20 protein-coding genes and 4 tRNA genes are annotated in these 17,715 nt (G+C 58.9%); 8 read left to right on the top strand and 16 right to left on the bottom strand.

Going from position 1 to position 17,715, the window contains the following annotated elements; translation table 11 throughout:
- Positions 1 to 211 precede the first annotated feature (211 nt).
- From rluB to greB, 3 genes are all read left to right on the top strand, one after another.
- Positions 212 to 1,177 (top strand): 23S rRNA pseudouridine(2605) synthase RluB, encoded by a 966-nt coding sequence (gene rluB / locus HWX34_RS21210; protein ID WP_178971118.1) that lies wholly within the window; start codon positions 212 to 214, stop codon positions 1,175 to 1,177.
- Complete coding sequence (locus HWX34_RS03300) at positions 1,174 to 1,740, top strand: NUDIX domain-containing protein (protein WP_178970977.1); 567 nt, start codon at positions 1,174 to 1,176, stop codon at positions 1,738 to 1,740. The genes rluB and HWX34_RS03300 overlap by 4 nt, the downstream gene beginning before the upstream one ends.
- A gap of 66 nt (positions 1,741 to 1,806) precedes the next feature.
- A complete protein-coding gene (greB, locus tag HWX34_RS03295) occupies positions 1,807 to 2,361 on the top strand; it encodes a transcription elongation factor GreB (RefSeq protein WP_178970976.1) in 555 nt (184 codons plus the stop codon).
- 78 nt (positions 2,362 to 2,439) lie between these two features.
- Here greB and HWX34_RS03290 read toward each other — a convergent pair whose 3' ends face one another.
- A complete protein-coding gene (locus tag HWX34_RS03290; RefSeq protein ID WP_178970975.1) occupies positions 2,440 to 2,895 on the bottom strand; it encodes a MarR family winged helix-turn-helix transcriptional regulator in 456 nt (151 codons plus the stop codon).
- Between the two features lie 199 nt (positions 2,896 to 3,094).
- On the opposite strand from HWX34_RS03290, the gene HWX34_RS03285 reads away from it, so the two are divergent.
- Positions 3,095 to 4,249, top strand: a complete 1,155-nt coding sequence (locus HWX34_RS03285; protein ID WP_178970974.1) for a PLP-dependent aminotransferase family protein — start codon at positions 3,095 to 3,097, stop codon at positions 4,247 to 4,249.
- A 72-nt stretch (positions 4,250 to 4,321) separates the two neighbouring features.
- Here the strand turns inward: HWX34_RS03285 and HWX34_RS03280 are convergent, their stop codons facing one another.
- Genes HWX34_RS03280 through minC form a run of 4 tightly spaced genes read right to left on the bottom strand, consistent with a single transcriptional unit; the run spans position 4,322 to position 7,084 of the window.
- On the bottom strand, positions 4,322 to 5,263 hold the full coding sequence (locus tag HWX34_RS03280; RefSeq protein ID WP_178970973.1) for a LysR substrate-binding domain-containing protein: 942 nt from the start codon (positions 5,261 to 5,263) through the stop codon (positions 4,322 to 4,324).
- Positions 5,264 to 5,266: 3 nt separating this feature from the next.
- The gene (gene minE / locus HWX34_RS03275) at positions 5,267 to 5,524 is read right to left on the bottom strand and encodes a cell division topological specificity factor MinE (RefSeq protein ID WP_045845585.1); all 258 of its coding nucleotides are present in this window, start codon (positions 5,522 to 5,524) and stop codon (positions 5,267 to 5,269) included.
- Positions 5,525 to 5,527: 3 nt separating this feature from the next.
- Positions 5,528 to 6,340 carry a septum site-determining protein MinD gene (minD, locus tag HWX34_RS03270; RefSeq protein WP_045845586.1) on the bottom strand — a complete coding sequence of 271 codons (813 nt, stop codon included), beginning with the start codon at positions 6,338 to 6,340 and terminating at the stop codon, positions 5,528 to 5,530.
- Between the two features lie 21 nt (positions 6,341 to 6,361).
- Complete coding sequence (gene minC, locus HWX34_RS03265; protein WP_178970972.1) at positions 6,362 to 7,084, bottom strand: septum site-determining protein MinC; 723 nt, start codon at positions 7,082 to 7,084, stop codon at positions 6,362 to 6,364.
- 352 nt (positions 7,085 to 7,436) lie between these two features.
- On the opposite strand from minC, the gene HWX34_RS03260 reads away from it, so the two are divergent.
- On the top strand, positions 7,437 to 8,018 hold the full coding sequence (locus tag HWX34_RS03260) for a phasin family protein (RefSeq protein ID WP_178970971.1): 582 nt from the start codon (positions 7,437 to 7,439) through the stop codon (positions 8,016 to 8,018).
- Positions 8,019 to 8,068: 50 nt separating this feature from the next.
- On the opposite strand, the gene HWX34_RS03255 is transcribed toward HWX34_RS03260, so the two are convergent.
- On the bottom strand, positions 8,069 to 8,812 hold the full coding sequence (locus HWX34_RS03255; RefSeq protein ID WP_178970970.1) for a hypothetical protein: 744 nt from the start codon (positions 8,810 to 8,812) through the stop codon (positions 8,069 to 8,071).
- A gap of 9 nt (positions 8,813 to 8,821) precedes the next feature.
- Positions 8,822 to 9,721, bottom strand: coding sequence for a LysR substrate-binding domain-containing protein (locus HWX34_RS03250; RefSeq protein WP_178970969.1), 900 nt, complete (start codon positions 9,719 to 9,721; stop codon positions 8,822 to 8,824).
- A gap of 216 nt (positions 9,722 to 9,937) precedes the next feature.
- On the opposite strand from HWX34_RS03250, the gene HWX34_RS03245 reads away from it, so the two are divergent.
- Positions 9,938 to 10,147, top strand: coding sequence for a hypothetical protein (locus HWX34_RS03245; protein ID WP_178970968.1), 210 nt, complete (start codon positions 9,938 to 9,940; stop codon positions 10,145 to 10,147).
- Positions 10,148 to 10,238: 91 nt separating this feature from the next.
- Here HWX34_RS03245 and ppa read toward each other — a convergent pair whose 3' ends face one another.
- Entirely contained in the window at positions 10,239 to 10,766 is a 528-nt protein-coding gene (ppa, locus tag HWX34_RS03240; protein WP_045845592.1) for an inorganic diphosphatase, read from the bottom strand.
- A 127-nt stretch (positions 10,767 to 10,893) separates the two neighbouring features.
- Here ppa and coq7 point away from each other — a divergent pair, with 127 nt between their 5' ends.
- Entirely contained in the window at positions 10,894 to 11,514 is a 621-nt protein-coding gene (gene coq7 / locus HWX34_RS03235; RefSeq protein ID WP_178970967.1) for a 2-polyprenyl-3-methyl-6-methoxy-1,4-benzoquinone monooxygenase, read from the top strand.
- Positions 11,515 to 11,648: 134 nt separating this feature from the next.
- On the opposite strand, the gene HWX34_RS03230 is transcribed toward coq7, so the two are convergent.
- The 4 genes from HWX34_RS03230 to HWX34_RS03215 all read right to left on the bottom strand — a co-directional run bounded on the left by HWX34_RS03230 (position 11,649) and on the right by HWX34_RS03215 (position 11,965).
- Positions 11,649 to 11,723, bottom strand: a tRNA-Glu gene (locus tag HWX34_RS03230).
- Between the two features lie 2 nt (positions 11,724 to 11,725).
- Positions 11,726 to 11,802 (bottom strand) — tRNA-Arg (locus HWX34_RS03225).
- Between the two features lie 4 nt (positions 11,803 to 11,806).
- Positions 11,807 to 11,881 (bottom strand) — tRNA-Glu (locus tag HWX34_RS03220).
- Positions 11,882 to 11,888: 7 nt separating this feature from the next.
- A tRNA-Arg gene (locus HWX34_RS03215) sits at positions 11,889 to 11,965 on the bottom strand.
- A 256-nt stretch (positions 11,966 to 12,221) separates the two neighbouring features.
- Between HWX34_RS03215 and HWX34_RS03210 the strand changes: the two genes are divergently transcribed.
- Positions 12,222 to 13,619, top strand: coding sequence for an exonuclease domain-containing protein (locus HWX34_RS03210; RefSeq protein WP_178970966.1), 1,398 nt, complete (start codon positions 12,222 to 12,224; stop codon positions 13,617 to 13,619).
- Between the two features lie 12 nt (positions 13,620 to 13,631).
- On the opposite strand, the gene HWX34_RS03205 is transcribed toward HWX34_RS03210, so the two are convergent.
- The 4 genes from HWX34_RS03205 to flhF form a co-directional block, all read right to left on the bottom strand.
- Positions 13,632 to 14,381 carry a flagellar motor protein gene (locus HWX34_RS03205; protein ID WP_045845595.1) on the bottom strand — a complete coding sequence of 250 codons (750 nt, stop codon included), beginning with the start codon at positions 14,379 to 14,381 and terminating at the stop codon, positions 13,632 to 13,634.
- Between the two features lie 206 nt (positions 14,382 to 14,587).
- On the bottom strand, positions 14,588 to 15,334 hold the full coding sequence (locus HWX34_RS03200) for an RNA polymerase sigma factor FliA (protein ID WP_178970965.1): 747 nt from the start codon (positions 15,332 to 15,334) through the stop codon (positions 14,588 to 14,590).
- A complete protein-coding gene (locus HWX34_RS03195; RefSeq protein ID WP_178970964.1) occupies positions 15,331 to 16,200 on the bottom strand; it encodes a flagellar synthesis regulator FleN in 870 nt (289 codons plus the stop codon). Before HWX34_RS03195 ends, HWX34_RS03200 begins: the two co-directional genes overlap by 4 nt.
- Before the next feature lie 8 nt (positions 16,201 to 16,208).
- Positions 16,209 to 17,711, bottom strand: a complete 1,503-nt coding sequence (gene flhF, locus HWX34_RS03190; RefSeq protein WP_178970963.1) for a flagellar biosynthesis protein FlhF — start codon at positions 17,709 to 17,711, stop codon at positions 16,209 to 16,211.
- Between the last annotated feature and the right edge of the window lie 4 nt (positions 17,712 to 17,715).

Genomic DNA, 17,715 nt, shown 5'->3' with positions numbered 1-17,715 from the left:
ACCGAAAAAACCGGCCAACAACCGCCGCAAGGAAACCGTCAACCGCCGTGGCGAAGTGCAGGCCAAGCCGGTAGGCACCGGCAAGCGCAACCAGTCGGAAAACAACCGCCAGCAACAGGCTGCCCGTCGTCAGGAAAAGGCCGAGCGCTTGCAAGCCGAAGGTGGCGAAGCCCTGCAACACGAGCGCCGCTTCGGCAACAAGAATGCCGCCATGCCGGTGGCCGATGGTGAACAAAGCCCGCGCGAACAGCGTCGTGCACCCGCCGCGGGCAAGCCGCGTGCAGAAGGCAAGTCGCTGGTGATCAAGGCAAAAAAGTTGCGTCTGCGCAGCCCGAGTCAGGACGTGAAAGAAAAGTCCAAGCGGCTGCGCGAGGTGCGCCTCGACAAGGAACAGATTGAACCGGTACGCCTGCAAAAGGCGCTGTCCGCCTCCGGCGTCGGCTCCCGTCGCGAGATGGAAGAATGGATTGAAGCCGGCCTGGTGATGGTCAATGGCAAAAAAGCCAATCTGGGCGACCGTGTCGGCCCGGAAGACCGCGTCACCGCCAAGGGCGACGTCATCAAGCTCAAATGGGCTGACCGTCTGCCGCGCGTCATCATGTACCACAAGCAGGAAGGCGAAATCGTTTCGCGTGACGACCCGGAAGGCCGTGTCAGCGTGTTCGACCGCCTGCCACAGGCCAAGAGCAGCCGTTGGGTGGCTGTGGGCCGTCTGGACGTCAACACCTCCGGTCTGTTGCTGATCACCACCAGTGGTGAACTGGCCAACCGCATGATGCACCCCAGCTTCGAAGTGGAGCGGGAATACGCGGTGCGCGTGCTGGGCGAGCTGACCCCGGAAATCGCCAAGGAAATGACTGCCGGTGTGGAACTGGAAGACGGCCCGGCTGCCTTCCAGCGCGTATTCCAGCGCGGTGGTGCCGAAGAGGGCGCCAACCAGTGGTACAACGTGGTGATCAAGGAAGGCCGTAACCGCGAAGTGCGTCGCATGTTCGAACACTTCGGCCTCACCGTCAGCCGCCTGATCCGCGTGCGCTTTGGCAACTTGGGCCTGCCCCCGCGCCTGAAGCGCGGTCAGTTCTATGAACTGAACGAAGCCGAAGTGGCAGCGGTGATGAAATGGTCTGACCTGACCATGACCGGCCGCAAGAAAACCCGCGGCAGCAAGGGCGAGTGAGCCGCCGCCAATGGCCGTCGCTGACGGCACTGGCGGCGCGTGCAGGCAAATGGGTGGCTGCCTTGCGGTCACCCGTTTTGCATTCTGACGAGGTGTCGCCTGCGGGCAAGCAGCAGGCTTCCCTGCCTGGCGCTGCGGCCCGCCTGCTGGCTGGCAAGCGCGGGCCGCGTGCCTCGGTGGCCATCATCCAGGATGGCCGGCTGTTGATGATGCAACGCATCAAGAACGGCAAGGAATACTATGTCCTGCCCGGTGGCACCATCAAGTCTGGTGAAACCCCGGCCATGGCCGCCGTGCGCGAGACGCGCGAGGAAACCGGGCTGAATGTCTGGCTGGCCGAACAACTGGATGTGCTGGAACACAAGGGACGTGTCGAGCACGTCTTCCTGGCCAGCAAGTTTCGTGGCACGCTGCGCCTGGGCGGGCCGGAACTGGCACGCATGACCGAGGACAACCAGTATCATCTGCTGTGGCTGGACTATGCGCAGTTGCAGCAGCTGAAACTGCGGCCGAAAAACCTGTTGATGTATTGTCAGGAATGGCTGTTGCCGCCACACAAATAATGGCTTGATGAACCCGCCGTACCGCTTTTACGCAAGCGGACTGCAACCCAGGGCTGGAAGATTCGCATGAGCAAGGCATTTACCCGAGAAAACGACGAAGCGGAAGACGATCTGCCAGCTGAACAGCGGCTGCCGGTTTCCAGCAAGAACTACATCACCCCCGGTGGCTGGTTGCGGCTGAAAGACGAGCTGTACCAGCTGGTCAACAAGGAAAGGCCGGAAGTGGTGCAGATCGTCAACTGGGCTGCCAGCAATGGCGATCGCTCGGAAAATGGCGACTATCTGTACGGTAAGCGCCGCTTGCGCGAAATCGACCGCCGCATCCGCTTTTTGACCAAGCGGCTGGAGCTGGCCGAAGTGGTGGACCCGGAAGCGCGTGAAGCTACCGATCAGGTGTTTTTCTCCGCCACGGTGCTGATTGAACGGGGTGATGGCAGCGAGCAATTGCTGCGTATTGTCGGTGTGGATGAAATCGACCTGTCACGCGGCCATATCAGCTGGATTTCCCCGATTGCCCGTACCCTGATCAAGGCACGGGAGGGTGACACCGTGCTGTTTCGCGGCCCGGATGGCGACGAGGATATCGAGATTCTGGAAGTGCGCTACGAGAAAATCAGCTGAAGTTGCCGCTGCCGGCCACAAGCAAAAGCCCGTGCAATATGCGCGGGCTTTTTTGCGTCTTGACCATGTCTGAATACGCTAGTGGCTGTTGTCGTCAGATTCCGCGCGGCCGGATAACTGGCTGTTGACTGCCATCCAGTCGCGGGTGGCGGTGTCGCCAATGCGGCTGAACGCCTGGCTGAGCAGGCGGGCTTGTTCCTTGTGCAGGGCTTCTTCCAGCTTGCGGCCTTCGCTGGTCAGCGACAGTTGTTTCACCCGCTTGTCGTGGCTGGCGGCCACGCTGGCAATCAGGCCCATTTCCACCAGTTGGCGCAAAGGCATGTTGATGGCTTGTTTGGTGACATCCAGCGCGCCCAGCAGGTCCTTGACCGACAGTCCGGGATAGCGGGCGACAAAGAACAGGATACGGTGATGAACACGGGCCAGGCCGCGACGGGCCAGGATTTCATCCGGCTTGGCGGTAAAGGCCTTGTAGGCATGGAAGAACACTTCCATGGCCGCGCGCAGGTCAATCGAGCTATCAGTGTCAGGCATGTTGACGACTTCCCCGGCTAGGGGTAAATTAGGTCAAAAAAATTGACGTTTATTGTTCGTTGGATTGGCACAGCAGTAAACCATATGGCGGTAGCAGCTTAACAACAATACTGCTACAGGAGCTCCGCTTCCGTAGGCTTACCACCCTCGGCCACGGCGATATGGTGGACATACTGATGTGACAATCAGGGAGATTACCATGTTTTCAGAACGTATCGAACGACTGATGGGTTCGCTGATCCGCGAAATTCTGGCCGCGGCACAACGCCCTGAAGTCATTTCTTTTGCCGGTGGCTTGCCGGCAGCCAGCTGCCTGCCCAAACTGGATTTCACCGGCATGCCGCAGTCACTGGCGCAATATGGTACGACCGAGGGTGAACCGGAATTGCGTGAGCTGATTGCTGCCCAGGCGCGCAAGCTGGGGCTGGACTGTACCGCCCAGCAGGTATTGGTGCTGTCCGGCTCGCAACAGGCCATCGACCTGGCTTCCAAGTTGTTCATTGACCCGGGCACACCGCTGGTGACCGAAGGCCCCACTTATCTGGCGGCCTTGCAGTCATTCAAGCTGTTTGGTGCCAGGATTACTGCTGTGGCACAGGAAAACGGCCAGCTGTCGCCGGACAGGCTGGATCAGGCCCTGCGTACGGCCAAGCCGCGGCTGACCTATCTGATCCCCAGTTTCCAGAACCCGTCGGGTGCCTGTTACAGCGAGGAAAACCGCCGTGCATTGGCCGAGGTGATCGACAGCCATGGCCTGCCGGTTTACGAGGATGATCCGTACCGCGCACTGTCCTACGATGGCGAGGCACCGGCTCCGCTGGTCAGCCATTTGAAGAACACACCGTGGATTTATGCCGGTTCCTTCTCCAAGACCTTGGCACCTGGTTTGCGCGAAGGCTACCTGATTGCTTCGCCTGAACTGTACCCGCATCTGGTCAAGCTCAAGCAATCCACCGACCTGCACAGCAATCGCCCCGGTCAGTGGTTCATTGCTCAGCAACTGGCCAGCCCGGACTTCCCGGCGCATCTGCAATCCCTGCGTGACACCTACCGCGTAGGCCGGGATGCCATGCAAGTGGCGCTGGAAAAACACTTTGCCGACCTGGCTGACTGGCAGGTGCCCAAGGGCGGCCTGTTTTTCTGGCTGACGCTGAAACGACCGCAAGACACTCGTGAGCTGCTGAAAGTGGCGCTGGCAGAGTGCAACGTAGCTTTCATGCCGGGCGAGCCGTTCTACCCCGATCCGGAAGATGGCATTGGCCATTTACGCCTCAATTTCAGCCACACCGCGCCGGAACGGATTGACGAAGGCATTGCGCGACTGGCTGTACTGGTACGCGCAGCACAGGGCTAACTCCTCATTGGTGTTGGCAAATAAAAAGCCGCTCGAAACAGCGGCTTTTTCGTTGGTGCAGTTGAACGGCATTCAGCTGCCGATCGGCCCTGAGCCTTCCAGCATGCTCACCCCGGCAAGGCCGGAGCGGAATACCGCTTGCTGCAAGGTTTCCACTGCTTTCTTGCGGAAGAACTGCTTGCGGGTCACCAGTAGAACCCGGCGTTGCGGTGCCGGAGCCTGGAAGGGGACGACCGACAGCAGGCTGTCATCGCCGGGGCCGATGGAGGTGGACGGCATCACGGTGACGCCCATGCCGCTGGCCACCATGTGGCGGATGGTATTGAGCGAGCTGCCCTGCAAGGTGCTGGCCAGGCCAGAGTGGTGGTTCTGCTTGCTGGCCAGGTCGCTGCATGCCTGCAATACCTGGTCGCGGAAGCAGTTGCCCTGGGTCAGCAGCAGCACGCTTTCGTCAGTCAGCTGGCTCGCATGCACGCAGTCCTGCTTCTCCCACGGATGGCCCTTGGGCGTGGCCACGACAAAGGGCTCGTCATATAGCGGCCAGGCTACGGTACCGGCTTCTTCGAACGGGTCGGCCACGATGATGGCGTCCACTTCACCGCGCTTGAGCATTTCTGCCAGTCGTGCGGTGTAGTTCTCTTCCAGAATCAGCGGCATGTCCGGTGCCAGAATGCGCAGCGCCGGAATCAGTCGCGGCAGCAAGTAGGGGCTGATGGTGAAAATCACCCCCAGCTTGAGCGGCCCCACCAGCTCGTTCTGGTGCTCGCCGGCCAGTCGCTTGACGGTTTCGGCTTCTTCCAGCACGCGCTGTGACTGCTCGATGATGCGTTCACCAATTTCCGTCACCGCCACTTCCTGACCACCACGCTCGAACAGGGTGATGCCCAGTTCGTCTTCCAGCTTCTTGATGGCGATGGACAGGGTGGGCTGGCTGACAAAGCAGCTTTGTGCGGCGCGGCCAAAATGGCGCTCACGCGCCACGGCCACGATGTAGCGGAGTTCGGTCAGCGTCATGGTTTAGCGTTGATGCTCCGGCAGCACGATATTGACTTCCAGCACTTCAAAGTCGTCCTGGCGTTCCACTTGTACCTTGATATCGTCCAGGTTGACCGACACGTACTTGGAAATCACCTCCATCAGCTCGCGCTGCAGGGCGGGCAGGTAGTCCGGGGCGCTGCGGCCGTTGCGCTCATGTGCCAGGATGATTTGCAGACGCTCTCTGGCAATGGCTGCGGTTTTCTGTCGTTTGCCGAACAGGATGTCGATAAGGGACATGGTTTAACCTCCGAACAGGCGCTTGAGCAGACCCACTTTGGGCGCATCAAGGAAGCGCATGGGGCGATCTTCACCCAGGAAACGTGCAATCACGTCGGAATAGGCTTCGGCTACGTCGCTGCCCTTCAGATGAATGGCAGGGGTACCGGAGTTGGAGGCTTGCAGTACGGTTTGCGATTCCGGAATCACGCCGATCAGCGGCACGCGCAGGATTTCCTTCACGTCATCCACCGACAGCATTTCGCCCTTGTCCACGCGGGCCGGGGAATAACGCGTGATCAGCAGGTGCTCTTTCACCGGCTCGCCACCTTGTTCGGCGCGGCGCGATTTGGATGCCAGTATGCCCAGGATGCGGTCGGAGTCGCGTACCGAAGACACTTCCGGGTTGGTGACGATCAGCGCTTCATCGGCAAAGTACAGCGCCATCAGCGCACCCTTTTCGATACCGGCCGGCGAGTCGCACACAATGTATTCGAAGCCGCTGTCGGCCAGGTCTTTCAGTACCTTTTCCACGCCTTCCTGCGACAGGGCATCCTTGTCGCGGGTCTGCGAGGCCGGAATGATGTACAGGTTGTCGCAGTTCTTGTCCTTGATCAGCGCCTGGTTGAGCGAGGCTTCACCATTCACCACATTGATCAGGTCGTATACCACGCGGCGTTCGCAACCCATGATGAGGTCCAGGTTGCGCAGGCCGACGTCAAAGTCGATCACCACGGTCTTGTGGCCGCGCAGGGCCAGGCCGGACGCAAAGCTGGCACTGGTGGTGGTTTTGCCGACACCACCTTTGCCGGAAGTCACGACGATGATTTTTGCCACGGTAAATCCTTTGAAAATAAATTATTCGCCAAGCGCGGTCATGACCAGGCGCTCGTTCTCAAGTTGAATCTGGGTTGGCTTGCCTTTGATGCTCTCGGGCAAAGCCTGTTCGATAGTGCGATAGACGCCGGCAATGGAAACCAGTTCGGCTTCCATGCTGCGGACAAAAATGCGGGCAGCGGTATTACCACGCGCACCAGCCAGCGCACGGCCGCGCAGCGGGGCATAAACATGGATGTTGCCATCGGCAATCACTTCGGCACCGGCACTGACCATGGCCAGTACCACCAGGTCGCAGCCACGGGCATAGATTTGCTGACCGGCACGTACCGGTCGGTCCACGATCATGGTGGAGGGGGGCGGTGCCACCACGGTGGCGGCTTCTGCCGGTTTGTTCTGGTTTTCGCTGACAGCCTGGCTGGAGCGGGCTGGTGTCCCGCCACGCACATACGCCAGGCCATAGCGGCTGGCTACTTCAGCCATGGATGTTTCCGGATGACGCAGGGCAACTACACGGATGCCGTGACGACTGAGCATGGGCAGCAAACGGCCGTATTCGCTATCGGCGGCTTGTGGCAGCCCTTCCACATCCAGCAAAAAGGCTTCGGCCGGTGCATCACCGGCCGGACCGAAGCGGGCATCCAGGGCGGTGGTGAGTTCTTCCAGATTGTCCGTATGGAGAATCAGGGCCAGCAGATCCAGGCTGGCAGATTTGATGTCAAAGGCGTTGGCCGCAGAGCTCATGGGTAGGCTTTATATAAATAGATTTCTTCTATGGAGCGAGTGTACTGGCTTGCACTGCCCCTTTCAATGGCGCTGAATCAATCTGCATGCTTTGAGCCGCCTGCATATTGCGTTGCAAAAAAAATCTTCGAGGCCATGGGCAGGCAATCGTCTTGCAATTGTAATGCTGTTGGAATGTTGCTGTTGTAAAAACACATACAAAATAGCTGTTTAGCGAATTGTGCGATGCAACATTTTCTTGACCGTGCCCATCGCTTTGGTTAAATTACGTTTGCTGCTGTGCAGCATCGGCGGCGAAACGGTTGTTGTGACTGTAAAGCTGAGTTGTATATCGACATTTCCAGGAGTAGCCATGTTTACCAATACCCAAGAATTCTCTGCTCTCGGCCAGGCGCAATTTGACAAAGCCGTTCGCCTGTCCTCCATCGTTTTGGCCGGTGCCGAACGCTTCGCCAGCCTGCAGCTGGAACTGACCCGCAAGCTGCTGGACAGCAATGCCAAGCATTTCAAGGCATTGACCGAAGTGAAGGACCCGAAAGCCTTTGCCGAACTGCAAACCAGCCTGGCACAACCCAGCCTGGACCAGGCATTCAGCGTAGCACGTGAAGTGTACGATGCTGCCGTTGTCACTCAGGGCGAACTGACCGCTTTCGTAGAAGAGCAACTGGCTGAACAGAACAAGCAGCTGCTGAGCAATCTGGACCGTCTGTCCAAGAATGCACCGGCTGGTTCCGATGTTGCAGTTTCTGCACTGAAGACCCTGGTGAGCAGTTCCAACGCCGCTTTTGAAAGCGTGTCCAAGACCGCCAAGAAAGTCAGCGCTGAAATCGCTGAAGCCAGCGTGGAAGCTGCCAGCAAGCAAGCCAAGGCTACTGCTGCTGCAGTAAGCCGCAAGAAACCGGCTGCACCTGCTGCTCCCGCTTCCGCCGCCTGAGCAAGCTTGCTTGACTGATAAAAAACCCGCCATCCGGCGGGTTTTTTTGTTCAGTCCACATTGGACGTCTGTTTTGGCTGTAAGGCAGCAGACACCTGCTGCCAGATATCGTGCAAGGTATCTCGTTGCTGCATGGCCAGCACAATCAACAGAGCCAGGTTGGCAGCAAAGTGTTGCTGTCGCGATGGGGGCTGTGCAAAGCGTTGGCGCAGCGTTGCGCTGTCGGTGGGGTCCGGCGCCATGCCATGGCTGCGCAAATAAGCCTGCGAGAGCTGCAACAGTTTGTCGGCAAGTTGCCATTGCTGTTGCATCAGCGCTTCCCAATCAAGCTGTTGCGGTTTGGCTGTCGTCGGGTTGTGTTGCCAGCCCAGTTGCCAGGCGTGTTGCAGGGCTTGCATCACATGATGTGTATAGCGCGCACTGCCGCAGGGGCCGCAGTGTAGCCAGGCCCCGGGTAGCGGTGCGCAATGATCCAGCCATTGCATGGCGGCCGGGGCGGGGAGGGCGTTGCTGCCGCATAACAGCATGAAGCCCATGGATTCTCCCTGTGGCAACCAGCTGCCACACACTTCCACTAATTGGATGCCATGTTGCCGGCAATGCTCAGCGCGCCCCGCCAGGGCCTGACTGTTGTCAGTGGCCAGATCCAGCCAGCAGTTTTCCGCAAGATAACCTTCCCAGTCGGCTGGCAGCCAGAGCGGGCTTTCCTCCGGCACCTGGCACGGCAAACCGGCTGCCAGCAATCGCTGGCAGGTCCAGTGCAGTTGAGGTGAGATGCCGTGAGGCTGGAACATGGGTAAGCCTTAAATGAGCAATTGCTTGTTCTGAATGGCAAGACCGAGATGATTGATAAACCAGCTCAGCGCCTTGCCAGGAGATTCATCTTTCCAGGCATAGAACATTTTGGTGCAGCTGCGTTTTTCCTTCAGTGATTTTTCCACAAGTTGGCCACTTTGCAGATAAGGCGTGGCAAGCATGCGTGGCAAATAGCCGATTCCGAGCCCTGCCACCATCAAGGCCAGCTTGGCATCCAGGGTGTGGACGGTGAGGACGTCCTGGCCATCCAGAATTCCAGCAGTGCGGGTGGGCAGGCGGCGCGAGGTGTCTCCCAGCGAAATGATGCGGTGCTGGCGCAGGGTATGGGCCGCCAGTGGTTCCGCCGCGCTGGCCAGCGGGTGATTCGGGCTGACCAGAAACGCAAAGTCGATGGAGCCCATTTCGCGGTAAAAATAATCCCCGGCCGGTGGATGTCCCGGTGCGCCCAGTACCAGATCGGCCCGTGCGTCATACAGCGCATCCCAGATGCCGCCAAACACTTCACGGTTAAAGCGTAGTTGAGTGCCACTGCCCAATTCGTCAAAGCGCTTGATCAGCGGAATGAGCTGTTCGAACGGAATGAGGTCGCCAATGGTGATGACCAGCTCGCTTTCCCAGCCTGCCGCCTGTTGCTGCAGCCGGTGTTCGACACTGCGTGCGGCATCCAGCAAGTAGCGCCCGTCGCGTAGCAGCAACTCTCCAGCCGGGGTGAGTCGGGCACGATGACCGCTGCGGTCGAACAACGTGATATCAAGGTCCTGCTCCAGTTTCTGGATGACATAGCTTACCGCAGAGGTAACACGGTGCAGTTCGTCAGCGGCTGCGGCAAAGCTGCCGTTGCGGTCGATGGCATCCAGTACCAGCAGGGCATCAAGGGATAATTTCATGTTCAAAATTATTGAATGAACTGTTCAGATCATTTCGCTATGAATAGGAATTTATCGCGTTTAATATTCACTTCACCAACCCGATGCAAGTAAATAAGCCAATACTAGCAAAGTAATTCTACGTATTCATGTCGAATTGTCATCAAAAAAATTGAATATTTTTTATGACGCGTGGCTGTTCATGCTTGCATTCATGCTTAATGAATGGAGTGAATCATGTTGAAAAAATTGATGCTGGCTGTTGTTGTTTCCAATGCACTGGTGGCTGTTGCCATGGCTGATAGCGATGTACGCAGCCGCCCGGACAAGGATGTCCTCAAGCGTTACGAACAGCAAATGAGCCAAAGCGATGCCCAGCGCAAAGCCGCTGATGACTATGCCGGCAAGGCCATTGCTGCCAATCCGGCTGACTACCGTAATCACTGATTCGGTCAGCAAAACAAAAACGCCAGTGCATGCACTGGCGTTTTTCCGTTTGTGACAAACAGCAGCCTGCAAGGCAGGCCGTGTGGTGTCATTACTTGCCGAAGCGTTCAATGCCTTCCACCAGTTCGGTCTTGGCATCTTCCAGCGTGCCCCAGCCGTGGATCTTGACCCATTTGCCTTTTTCCAGATCCTTGTAGTGCTCGAAGAAGTGCACCATCTGGGCGCGCAGCAGTTCCGGCAGGTCTTCCAGCTTCTGGATGGACTTGTACATCGGGCACAGCTTTTCCACCGGCACGGCAACCAGCTTGGCATCAATGCCGCCGTCGTCTTCCATCTTGATCAGACCCAGGGCACGACAGCGGATGACCACGCCCGGCGGCAGCGGGAAGGGGGTAACCACCAGCACGTCAACCGGGTCGCCATCGCCAGCCAGGGTTTGCGGCACGAAGCCGTAGTTGGCCGGGTACATCATGGAGGTGCCCATGAAACGGTCAACCACCAGGGTGTTCCACTCTTTGTCGAATTCGTATTTGATCGGCGCAGCGTTGGCGGAGATTTCGATCACGACGTTGAAGTCGCCCGGCATGTCTTTGCCCGGGCCGATGAGTTCCAGGTTCATCAGGCAGAATCCTTTGTTAATGGTGGTTGTTTACACGGAATTTCTTGCAGGATTATATCAGCAGCTGCCGTGTTGTGCGGTGCACAGGTATAATCTTTGACGGATTTGTGCACCAATCGGGAACACTATGTTTGACACGCTGATCACCGAATTTGACAAGGGTTTGCGCACCCTGTTTGCGCCGGCGCAAAGCCAGCGTCCACGGCCGGATGCCGCACTGGAAGAGGCCGAACTGAGCGCCGAGGAAAAGCGTCATGCCATCGGCCTGATGCGAGTTAACCACTGTGGCGAGGTGTGCGCACAGGCGCTGTATCAGGGGCAGGCCCTGACTGCACGCAATCCGGCCGCGCGCGAGGCCTTGCAGCATGCGGCATTCGAAGAAGTGGAGCACCTGGCCTGGACCGAGCAGCGCATTCGTGAGCTGGGTGGTCAGCCCAGCTTGTTGGGACCCTTGTGGTATACCGGTTCGCTGGCCATTGGCGTCACCGCCGGTTTGCTTGGGGATAAGTGGAATCTGGGCTTTCTGGAGGAAACCGAGCATCAGGTTGGCGCGCATCTGGATAGCCATCTGACCGCTCTGCCCGAGGCGGATGCCAAGAGCCGTGCCATTGTCAGCCAGATGCGCGATGACGAACTGCGTCACGCCGACATGGCGCACGAATATGGTGCAGCCCGTTTGCCGGCTCCGGTGCGGGGCCTGATGAAGCTGACTGCCAAGGTGATGACAGTCAGCAGTTACCGGGTTTGATGCCTGATCAGCTCATATGTTGAAGATGCCATCTGCGGGTGGCATTTTTGTTGTCTGCTGGAATGCGGCAAAGTGGCTTTGCTGACCGGAAATGAAAAAAGCCCAGTCTTGCGACTGGGCTGATTTCTGAATCCTGGCGTCCCCACGGGGAATCGAACCCCGGCTACCGCCGTGAAAGGGCGGTGTTCTAACCGCTAAACTATAGGGACTTTGGTGCACCCGGAGCGATTCGAACGCCCGACCCTTTGGTTCGTAGCCAAATACTCTATCCAACTGAGCTACGGGTGCAAAGTGGCGTCCCCACGGGGAATCGAACCCCGGCTACCGCCGTGAAAGGGCGGTGTTCTAACCGCTAAACTATAGGGACGCTGTAGTGGTGCACCCGGAGCGATTCGAACGCCCGACCCTTTGGTTCGTAGCCAAATACTCTATCCAACTGAGCTACGGGTGCACTGTCTCGGAAAACGTTTTGTCTTTCGAGAGGGCGAACTATACCGATACGGTTTTTTAGTGTCAACACTTTTGCAGCAATTTTTTTTCCGGTCTGATCTGGCGGCTTGGCGCCACTGTTGCAGGCAGCACAGCAAAACCGCGACTATTGCATAGTCAGGTGGTGGGGCGGTGTTAAGATGGCGCGCATACCCGCCATGTTGCAACCGGTTTCATACCGGCTGTCCGCGCTTTGATGATTATTCCGACGAGATTGCATGCTGTTTGATATTCCCTGGGCGATTGTCGACCTTGAAACCACCGGTGGCCATATCGGCCGCGACCGCATTACTGAAATCGGCCTGATCCTGCTGGATGGTGAGGGGCAGCAGCGTTACCAGACGCTGGTCAATCCCTTGCAGCCGATTCCGCCCTTCATTGAAAACATGACCGGCATCAGCAATGCCATGGTGCAGGCTGCCGTGCCATTCAGTGCCATTGCGGCAGATTTGCTGCCCATGCTGCAAGGCCGTTTGTTGCTGGCGCATAACGTCCGTTTTGATTACGGCTTTCTGCGCAATGAGTTCCGTCGTGTCGGCCTGCGCTTGCAAAACGCCACGCTGTGCACGGTCAAGTTGTCGCGTCGTTTGTACCCCCAGCATTTCAAGCACAATCTGGACAGCATCATCCAGCGCCATGACTTGCAACTGTCAGACCGGCACCGGGCGATGGCGGATGCCGAGGCCCTGTTGCTGTTCTTGCAGGCGGCCAGTGCCGAACTGGGTGAGGCCGCTGTAAAGGAAGCCATCCAGCATGTGCTGGCCCAGCCCGAGCTACCCCCGGGGGTGGATGCCGCGCTGGTGGATGATTTGCCCGACCTGCCCGGGGTGTATACCGTGTGGGGCGAGGCCGAGCAGGCCTTGTACGTGGGGCGTGCCAGCAATGTGCGTGGCAAGGTGGTGTCGCAACTGGCGCAGGATGGCAAATACGGCAAGCAGCCGGTCATTGGCCGGACGGTAACGCGTATCAGCTGTCAGGAAACCATTGGTGATCTGGGTGCAGCCTTGCTGGAGCAGCAGCTACTGCGTCAACTCAAGCCGTTTTACAATCACCGTAGCCGCCTGGCCAGCGAGGTGTGCTCCATCCAGTTGAATCATGCCCAAGGTGAATTCCTGCGGCCGATGATTGTCATGGCCGAGCAACTGGATTTCAGCCGTACCGCCGATTTGTATGGTTTGTTCCGCAGTCCGAAAGAAGCGCGCAAGGCGCTGGCCGACATCGCCAATGGTCATGGACTGTGCCAGTCGGTACTTGGGGTGGAAACGGTGACCTCACGCAAGGGCGCGGGCTGTGTGGCGCTGAAGGGCGGGCGCTGTCGTGGTGCTTGTGTCGGGCGTGAGGACGCGCCGTCACATAATATGCGCTTGTTGCAGGCGCTGACGCGCTTGCGCATCAAGGCTTGGGAGTTTCCCGGCCCGCTGGCCGTGGTGGAGACCGATGAAGTGACCGGCAGTGCCATTGAACATGTGTTCGATCAATGGTGTTATCTGGGCTCGCGCCTGGCGGGGGAGAGCAGTTTGCAGGGCAGCCCATGCTTTGACATCGACACCTACAAGCTGCTGGATGCCTATCTGAAAAAGCCCAATCCCAACAGCAGCTTGCGTCTGTTGTCCTAGACGCGGGCTGGCTTATTCGTGCATGGCCTGGAAGCCGCGCAAGCGGCTTTCGATGATGCGCGGGTTCTCGCCATTGGCGATGGCCACCAGGCCTTCCACCACCATTTCTTTCATGGCGATTTCCGCCGCTACCAGGTGCTTGAGCTTGTTGGCCACCGGCAGGAAAAACAGGTTGGCCGAGCCCACACCATAGACGGTGGCGACAAAGGCCACAGCAATACCGGCACCCAGCTTGGAGGGGTCGGACAGGTTTTCCATCACGTGAATCAGGCCCAGTACTGCGCCCAGAATACCCATGGTGGGGGAGTAGCCGCCAGCGGATTCCCATACTCGTGCCGCCTGTTTGCGGGCGTGCTCGAACATGCCGATTTCGACTTCCATCACGCCGCGCAGTACTTCCGGTTCGGCCCCATCCACAACCATTTGCAGGGCTTTCTTGGTGAAGGGATCCTTTTGTTGTGCCACATAGCCTTCCAGTGACAGCAGGCCACCACGGCGGGCGGTCTGGCTCCAGTTCACCACTTCGCGGATCAGTTTTTCATTGTCTTGCGGCGGCGGCTGGAAAATCCACTTGAGCATGCGGATGCCGGCGACAAACTGGCGCGGGGTACTTTGCAGCATGACGGCACTCATGGTGCCGCCAATCACAATCATGAAGGCAGTCAGTTGCAGCAGGGAGCCGATATTGCCCCCTTCCAGTGCCTGGCCGGCGATGATGGCCGTCAGGCCCATGACAATGGCAATAATACTGATCTTGTCCACGCTTGATTCCGTTATCGTTGTCTGTGCAAGCAGATGGCTTTACAGCCATTTCAGGCTGCTGACAAAGTTATTTGGTGCGATTGTACTGGACCCGACAAAGCCGGGCCTTCTGACTAACTGCTTGATTCCGCAGCTCTTCCATCTATTCCCAAACCCACCGCCCTTTCCCGGAAAGGGAGAATGGGTGTCAAGAGTCAGAGTCTGCATTACAACCATTCTTTCATTTTGGCCCGGATACGGGCGATAGCCTGGGTATGCAGCTGGCAAACGCGGGATTCGGAAACCTCCAGCACCGCGCCGATTTCCTTCAGGTTCAGCTCTTGCTCGTAGTACAGCGCCATCACCAACTGGTCCCGTTCCGGCAGGGTCTTGATGGCATCCACCAGTGCCTGGCGGAAATCGCTGTCAGCCAGTACCTGCAAGGGATTGGGTGCATTGTTGTCTTCGATGTTGGCAATGGCGTCGTTCAGGGTTTCGCCTTCACCATCGGAGAAGTCTTCAAAGTGCACCAGACTCAGGCCTTTGCAGTCGCCCAGCATGCTTTGGTAGTCATCCAGCTCTACGCCCAATGCGTCGGCAATTTCCGATTCCAGCGGGGCACGGCCCAGTTGTTGCTCAAGTTTGTTGATGCTGTCTTCGATTTGCCGTGCCTGGCGGCGTGCCTGGCGCGGCAGCCAGTCTTCGCGGCGCAACTCGTCCAGCATGGCACCGCGAATGCGCTGGCTGGCAAAGGTTTCAAACTGCACACCTTGCAGCGGGTCAAACTGGCGTGCGGCATCAATCAGTCCAATGATGCCCACTTGCACCAGATCGTCCATTTCAACCGAGGCTGGCAGGCGCGCCATCAGCATGCCCGCCAGCTTTTTCACCAGCGGCAGGTGTTGCTGCACATCTATTTCCGGGGTGGTAACCGCCGCGGCATAGCCTTTACGGCGCAAGGACGGCAATGTCATCGTCGTTTGGCTCCATCGGCTTCGGCCCAGTCGCGCGAAGTGGCAATCAGCATGTCCATGAAACCGGTATCGTGGCGCTCGGTTTCCGGGCTGTCCCATTGCGGCAGTACGGCGGCCAATTGGGCAAAGGCGGCAGCGGCTTCGCTGTCGGGAAAAGCTTCCATCAGTGGTCGGCGTAATGCCTGGCTGCGACGTACGGCATTGTCGGCCGGGACGAAACCGACCCAGCGCAGTGACACGCTGAGAAATTCGCTGGTGACAGCGGCCAGGCGATTGAACAGGTCGCGCGCTTCTTCCAGATGACGGGCGCGGTTGACCAGTACATTGAAACGCTGACGGCCAAAGCCACTGGAAAGACGCTTGATGTTGGCATACGCCGCGGTCATGGAGTCGGCCGCCGGGCTGAGTACCAGCACCAGATTGTCTGCCACGCTGGCCGGGACCGGGTCGGTGGCGGTCACCGGCACGTCTATCATCAGCACGCTGCTGTCGCGCTCCAAGGCGGCAAACTCGCTGCCCAGGCGTAACCAGAGCTGGGCGGAAAACAGCGCACGTTCTTCCGGTCGGGCATACAGATTGATCAGCTGAATGCCCTGACGCGAGGTCGTCATCATTTCATCCAGTCCGCCCACGCTCACCATCTGGCTTTCCAGCGTAGCGGTGGTGGGCGTGCCCAGACGTCTGGCCTGTACCTGGCCCAGGCTACAGTCCACCACCAGCGGGCGATGGCCGGCATAAACCAGCCCCAGTGACAATTCGGTGACCAGCGTGCTGGCACCCGCCTTGTCCGAACCGATAAAAGCATAGCTGGGGGCGCGGCCGGACTGGGCGGTCAGACGGCGCAGGCTGGCGGCCTGGTCGTGCATGGCACCATTCATAACCAGCTGGCCTGTGCGGAGTTCATGATGGGCAGTTCATCACCCTGCAGGCTGAACGGCGAACCGGGCTGCGGCGAGCGCAAGGCCCGGTCCACCAAAAAGGCGGCGTTGGCCGAGTGCAGGTCTTCCGGCACGCGCTGGCCATTGGTGATGTAAAACAGCTTGAGACGGTTGCGGATGATGACATCCATGCTGGGCCCCATGCTGACCGCCTCGTCGATCTTGGACAGCACGCAGCCCGCCAGGCCGTTGCCACGGTAGTGGCGCACCACGTCTTCCAGCGTGTGGCCGTCGGCATTGGCGGCCAGCAGCAGCAGGCGTTCCACCTGACGACCGGCACCGCGGAACATTTCAATCTGGCCGGTAACGCGTGCATCACGCTGGCTCATGCCCACGGTGTCAATGAATACCAGGTGGCGATTGGACAGATCGGCCAGGGTCAGCTGCAGGTCGCCTTCATTCTGGATGGAAAACACCGGTATGCCGAGAATCTTGCCGTAAATGCGCAATTGGTCCTGCGCGCCAATCCGGTAGCTATCAGTGGTGATCAGCGCCACATGCTGTGCACCAAAACGCATGGTGGCGTGCGCGGCCAGCTTGGCCACCGTGGTGGTCTTTCCCACACCGGTGGGGCCTACCAGCGCATACACACCGCCCTTGTCCATGATGTCGTGATTGGCATCGGCGCACTTGAGGTTATGCATCAGCGCCGAGCGTGCCCATTTGATGGCAATGTCGCCTTCATACTGGGCGGGCATTTTCTCAATCAGCTGGCGGATGAGGTTGGCAGAAAAACCCATGGCCAGCAGATGCTTGAACAGCTCGATGCGGTTGGGGGTCTTGCCTTCCATGTCCGACCAGGCAAAGCTGGCCAGCTGGCTTTGCAACAGGCTGCGCAGCAGCTTGATTTCGTCGCCGATCTGCTTGAGTTCCTGCGCCATCATTTCCGGCTCTTCTTCGGCCGGTGCCGGGGCAGGTTTGCTGCGTGGCGGTACGGTGCTGCCATTGCTAGCCGGGCCTGCGGCCACGGTCTGCATCTTCACCAGTGATTCGGGCACGATGCTGGCCGGCGTGGGGCGGGGCGGCGGAGTTTGCGGGCTGACGTTGAAATTGACCGCGGCGCTGTCTGCCAGCGACGGTTCGATACGCTGTTGCGGACGCGGCGGTGGGCTGTCGATACGTGGCGGGGCAGGGCTTTCCAGCGGCTCCACCGGCATGGCATAGGTGCGGGCAATGGCGCGGTTGGTGGCACCGGTCGCCGGCGTGGGCGGCGCAACCGGACGGCTCACCGCTGGCGCATTGCGGGCCGGGTGCTTGCTGCCGGGTGTGGACAGATTGGTGGCCAGGTTGGCGACGTCTGCATCCGCCACGGCCATGATCTCTACGCCGCCCCCCATTGTCGGGCGATTGGACAAGATGAGGGCGTCGGCACCCAGTTCCTCGCGGACCTGTCTGAGTGCATCACGTGTGGTTTTTCCGAAGAATTTTTTTACCACCATTGTT

Source organism: Aquitalea sp. LB_tupeE, assembly GCF_013391415.1.
GTDB lineage: Bacteria > Pseudomonadota > Gammaproteobacteria > Burkholderiales > Chromobacteriaceae > Aquitalea.
This window is presented reverse-complemented; position numbering and strand designations above follow the sequence as displayed.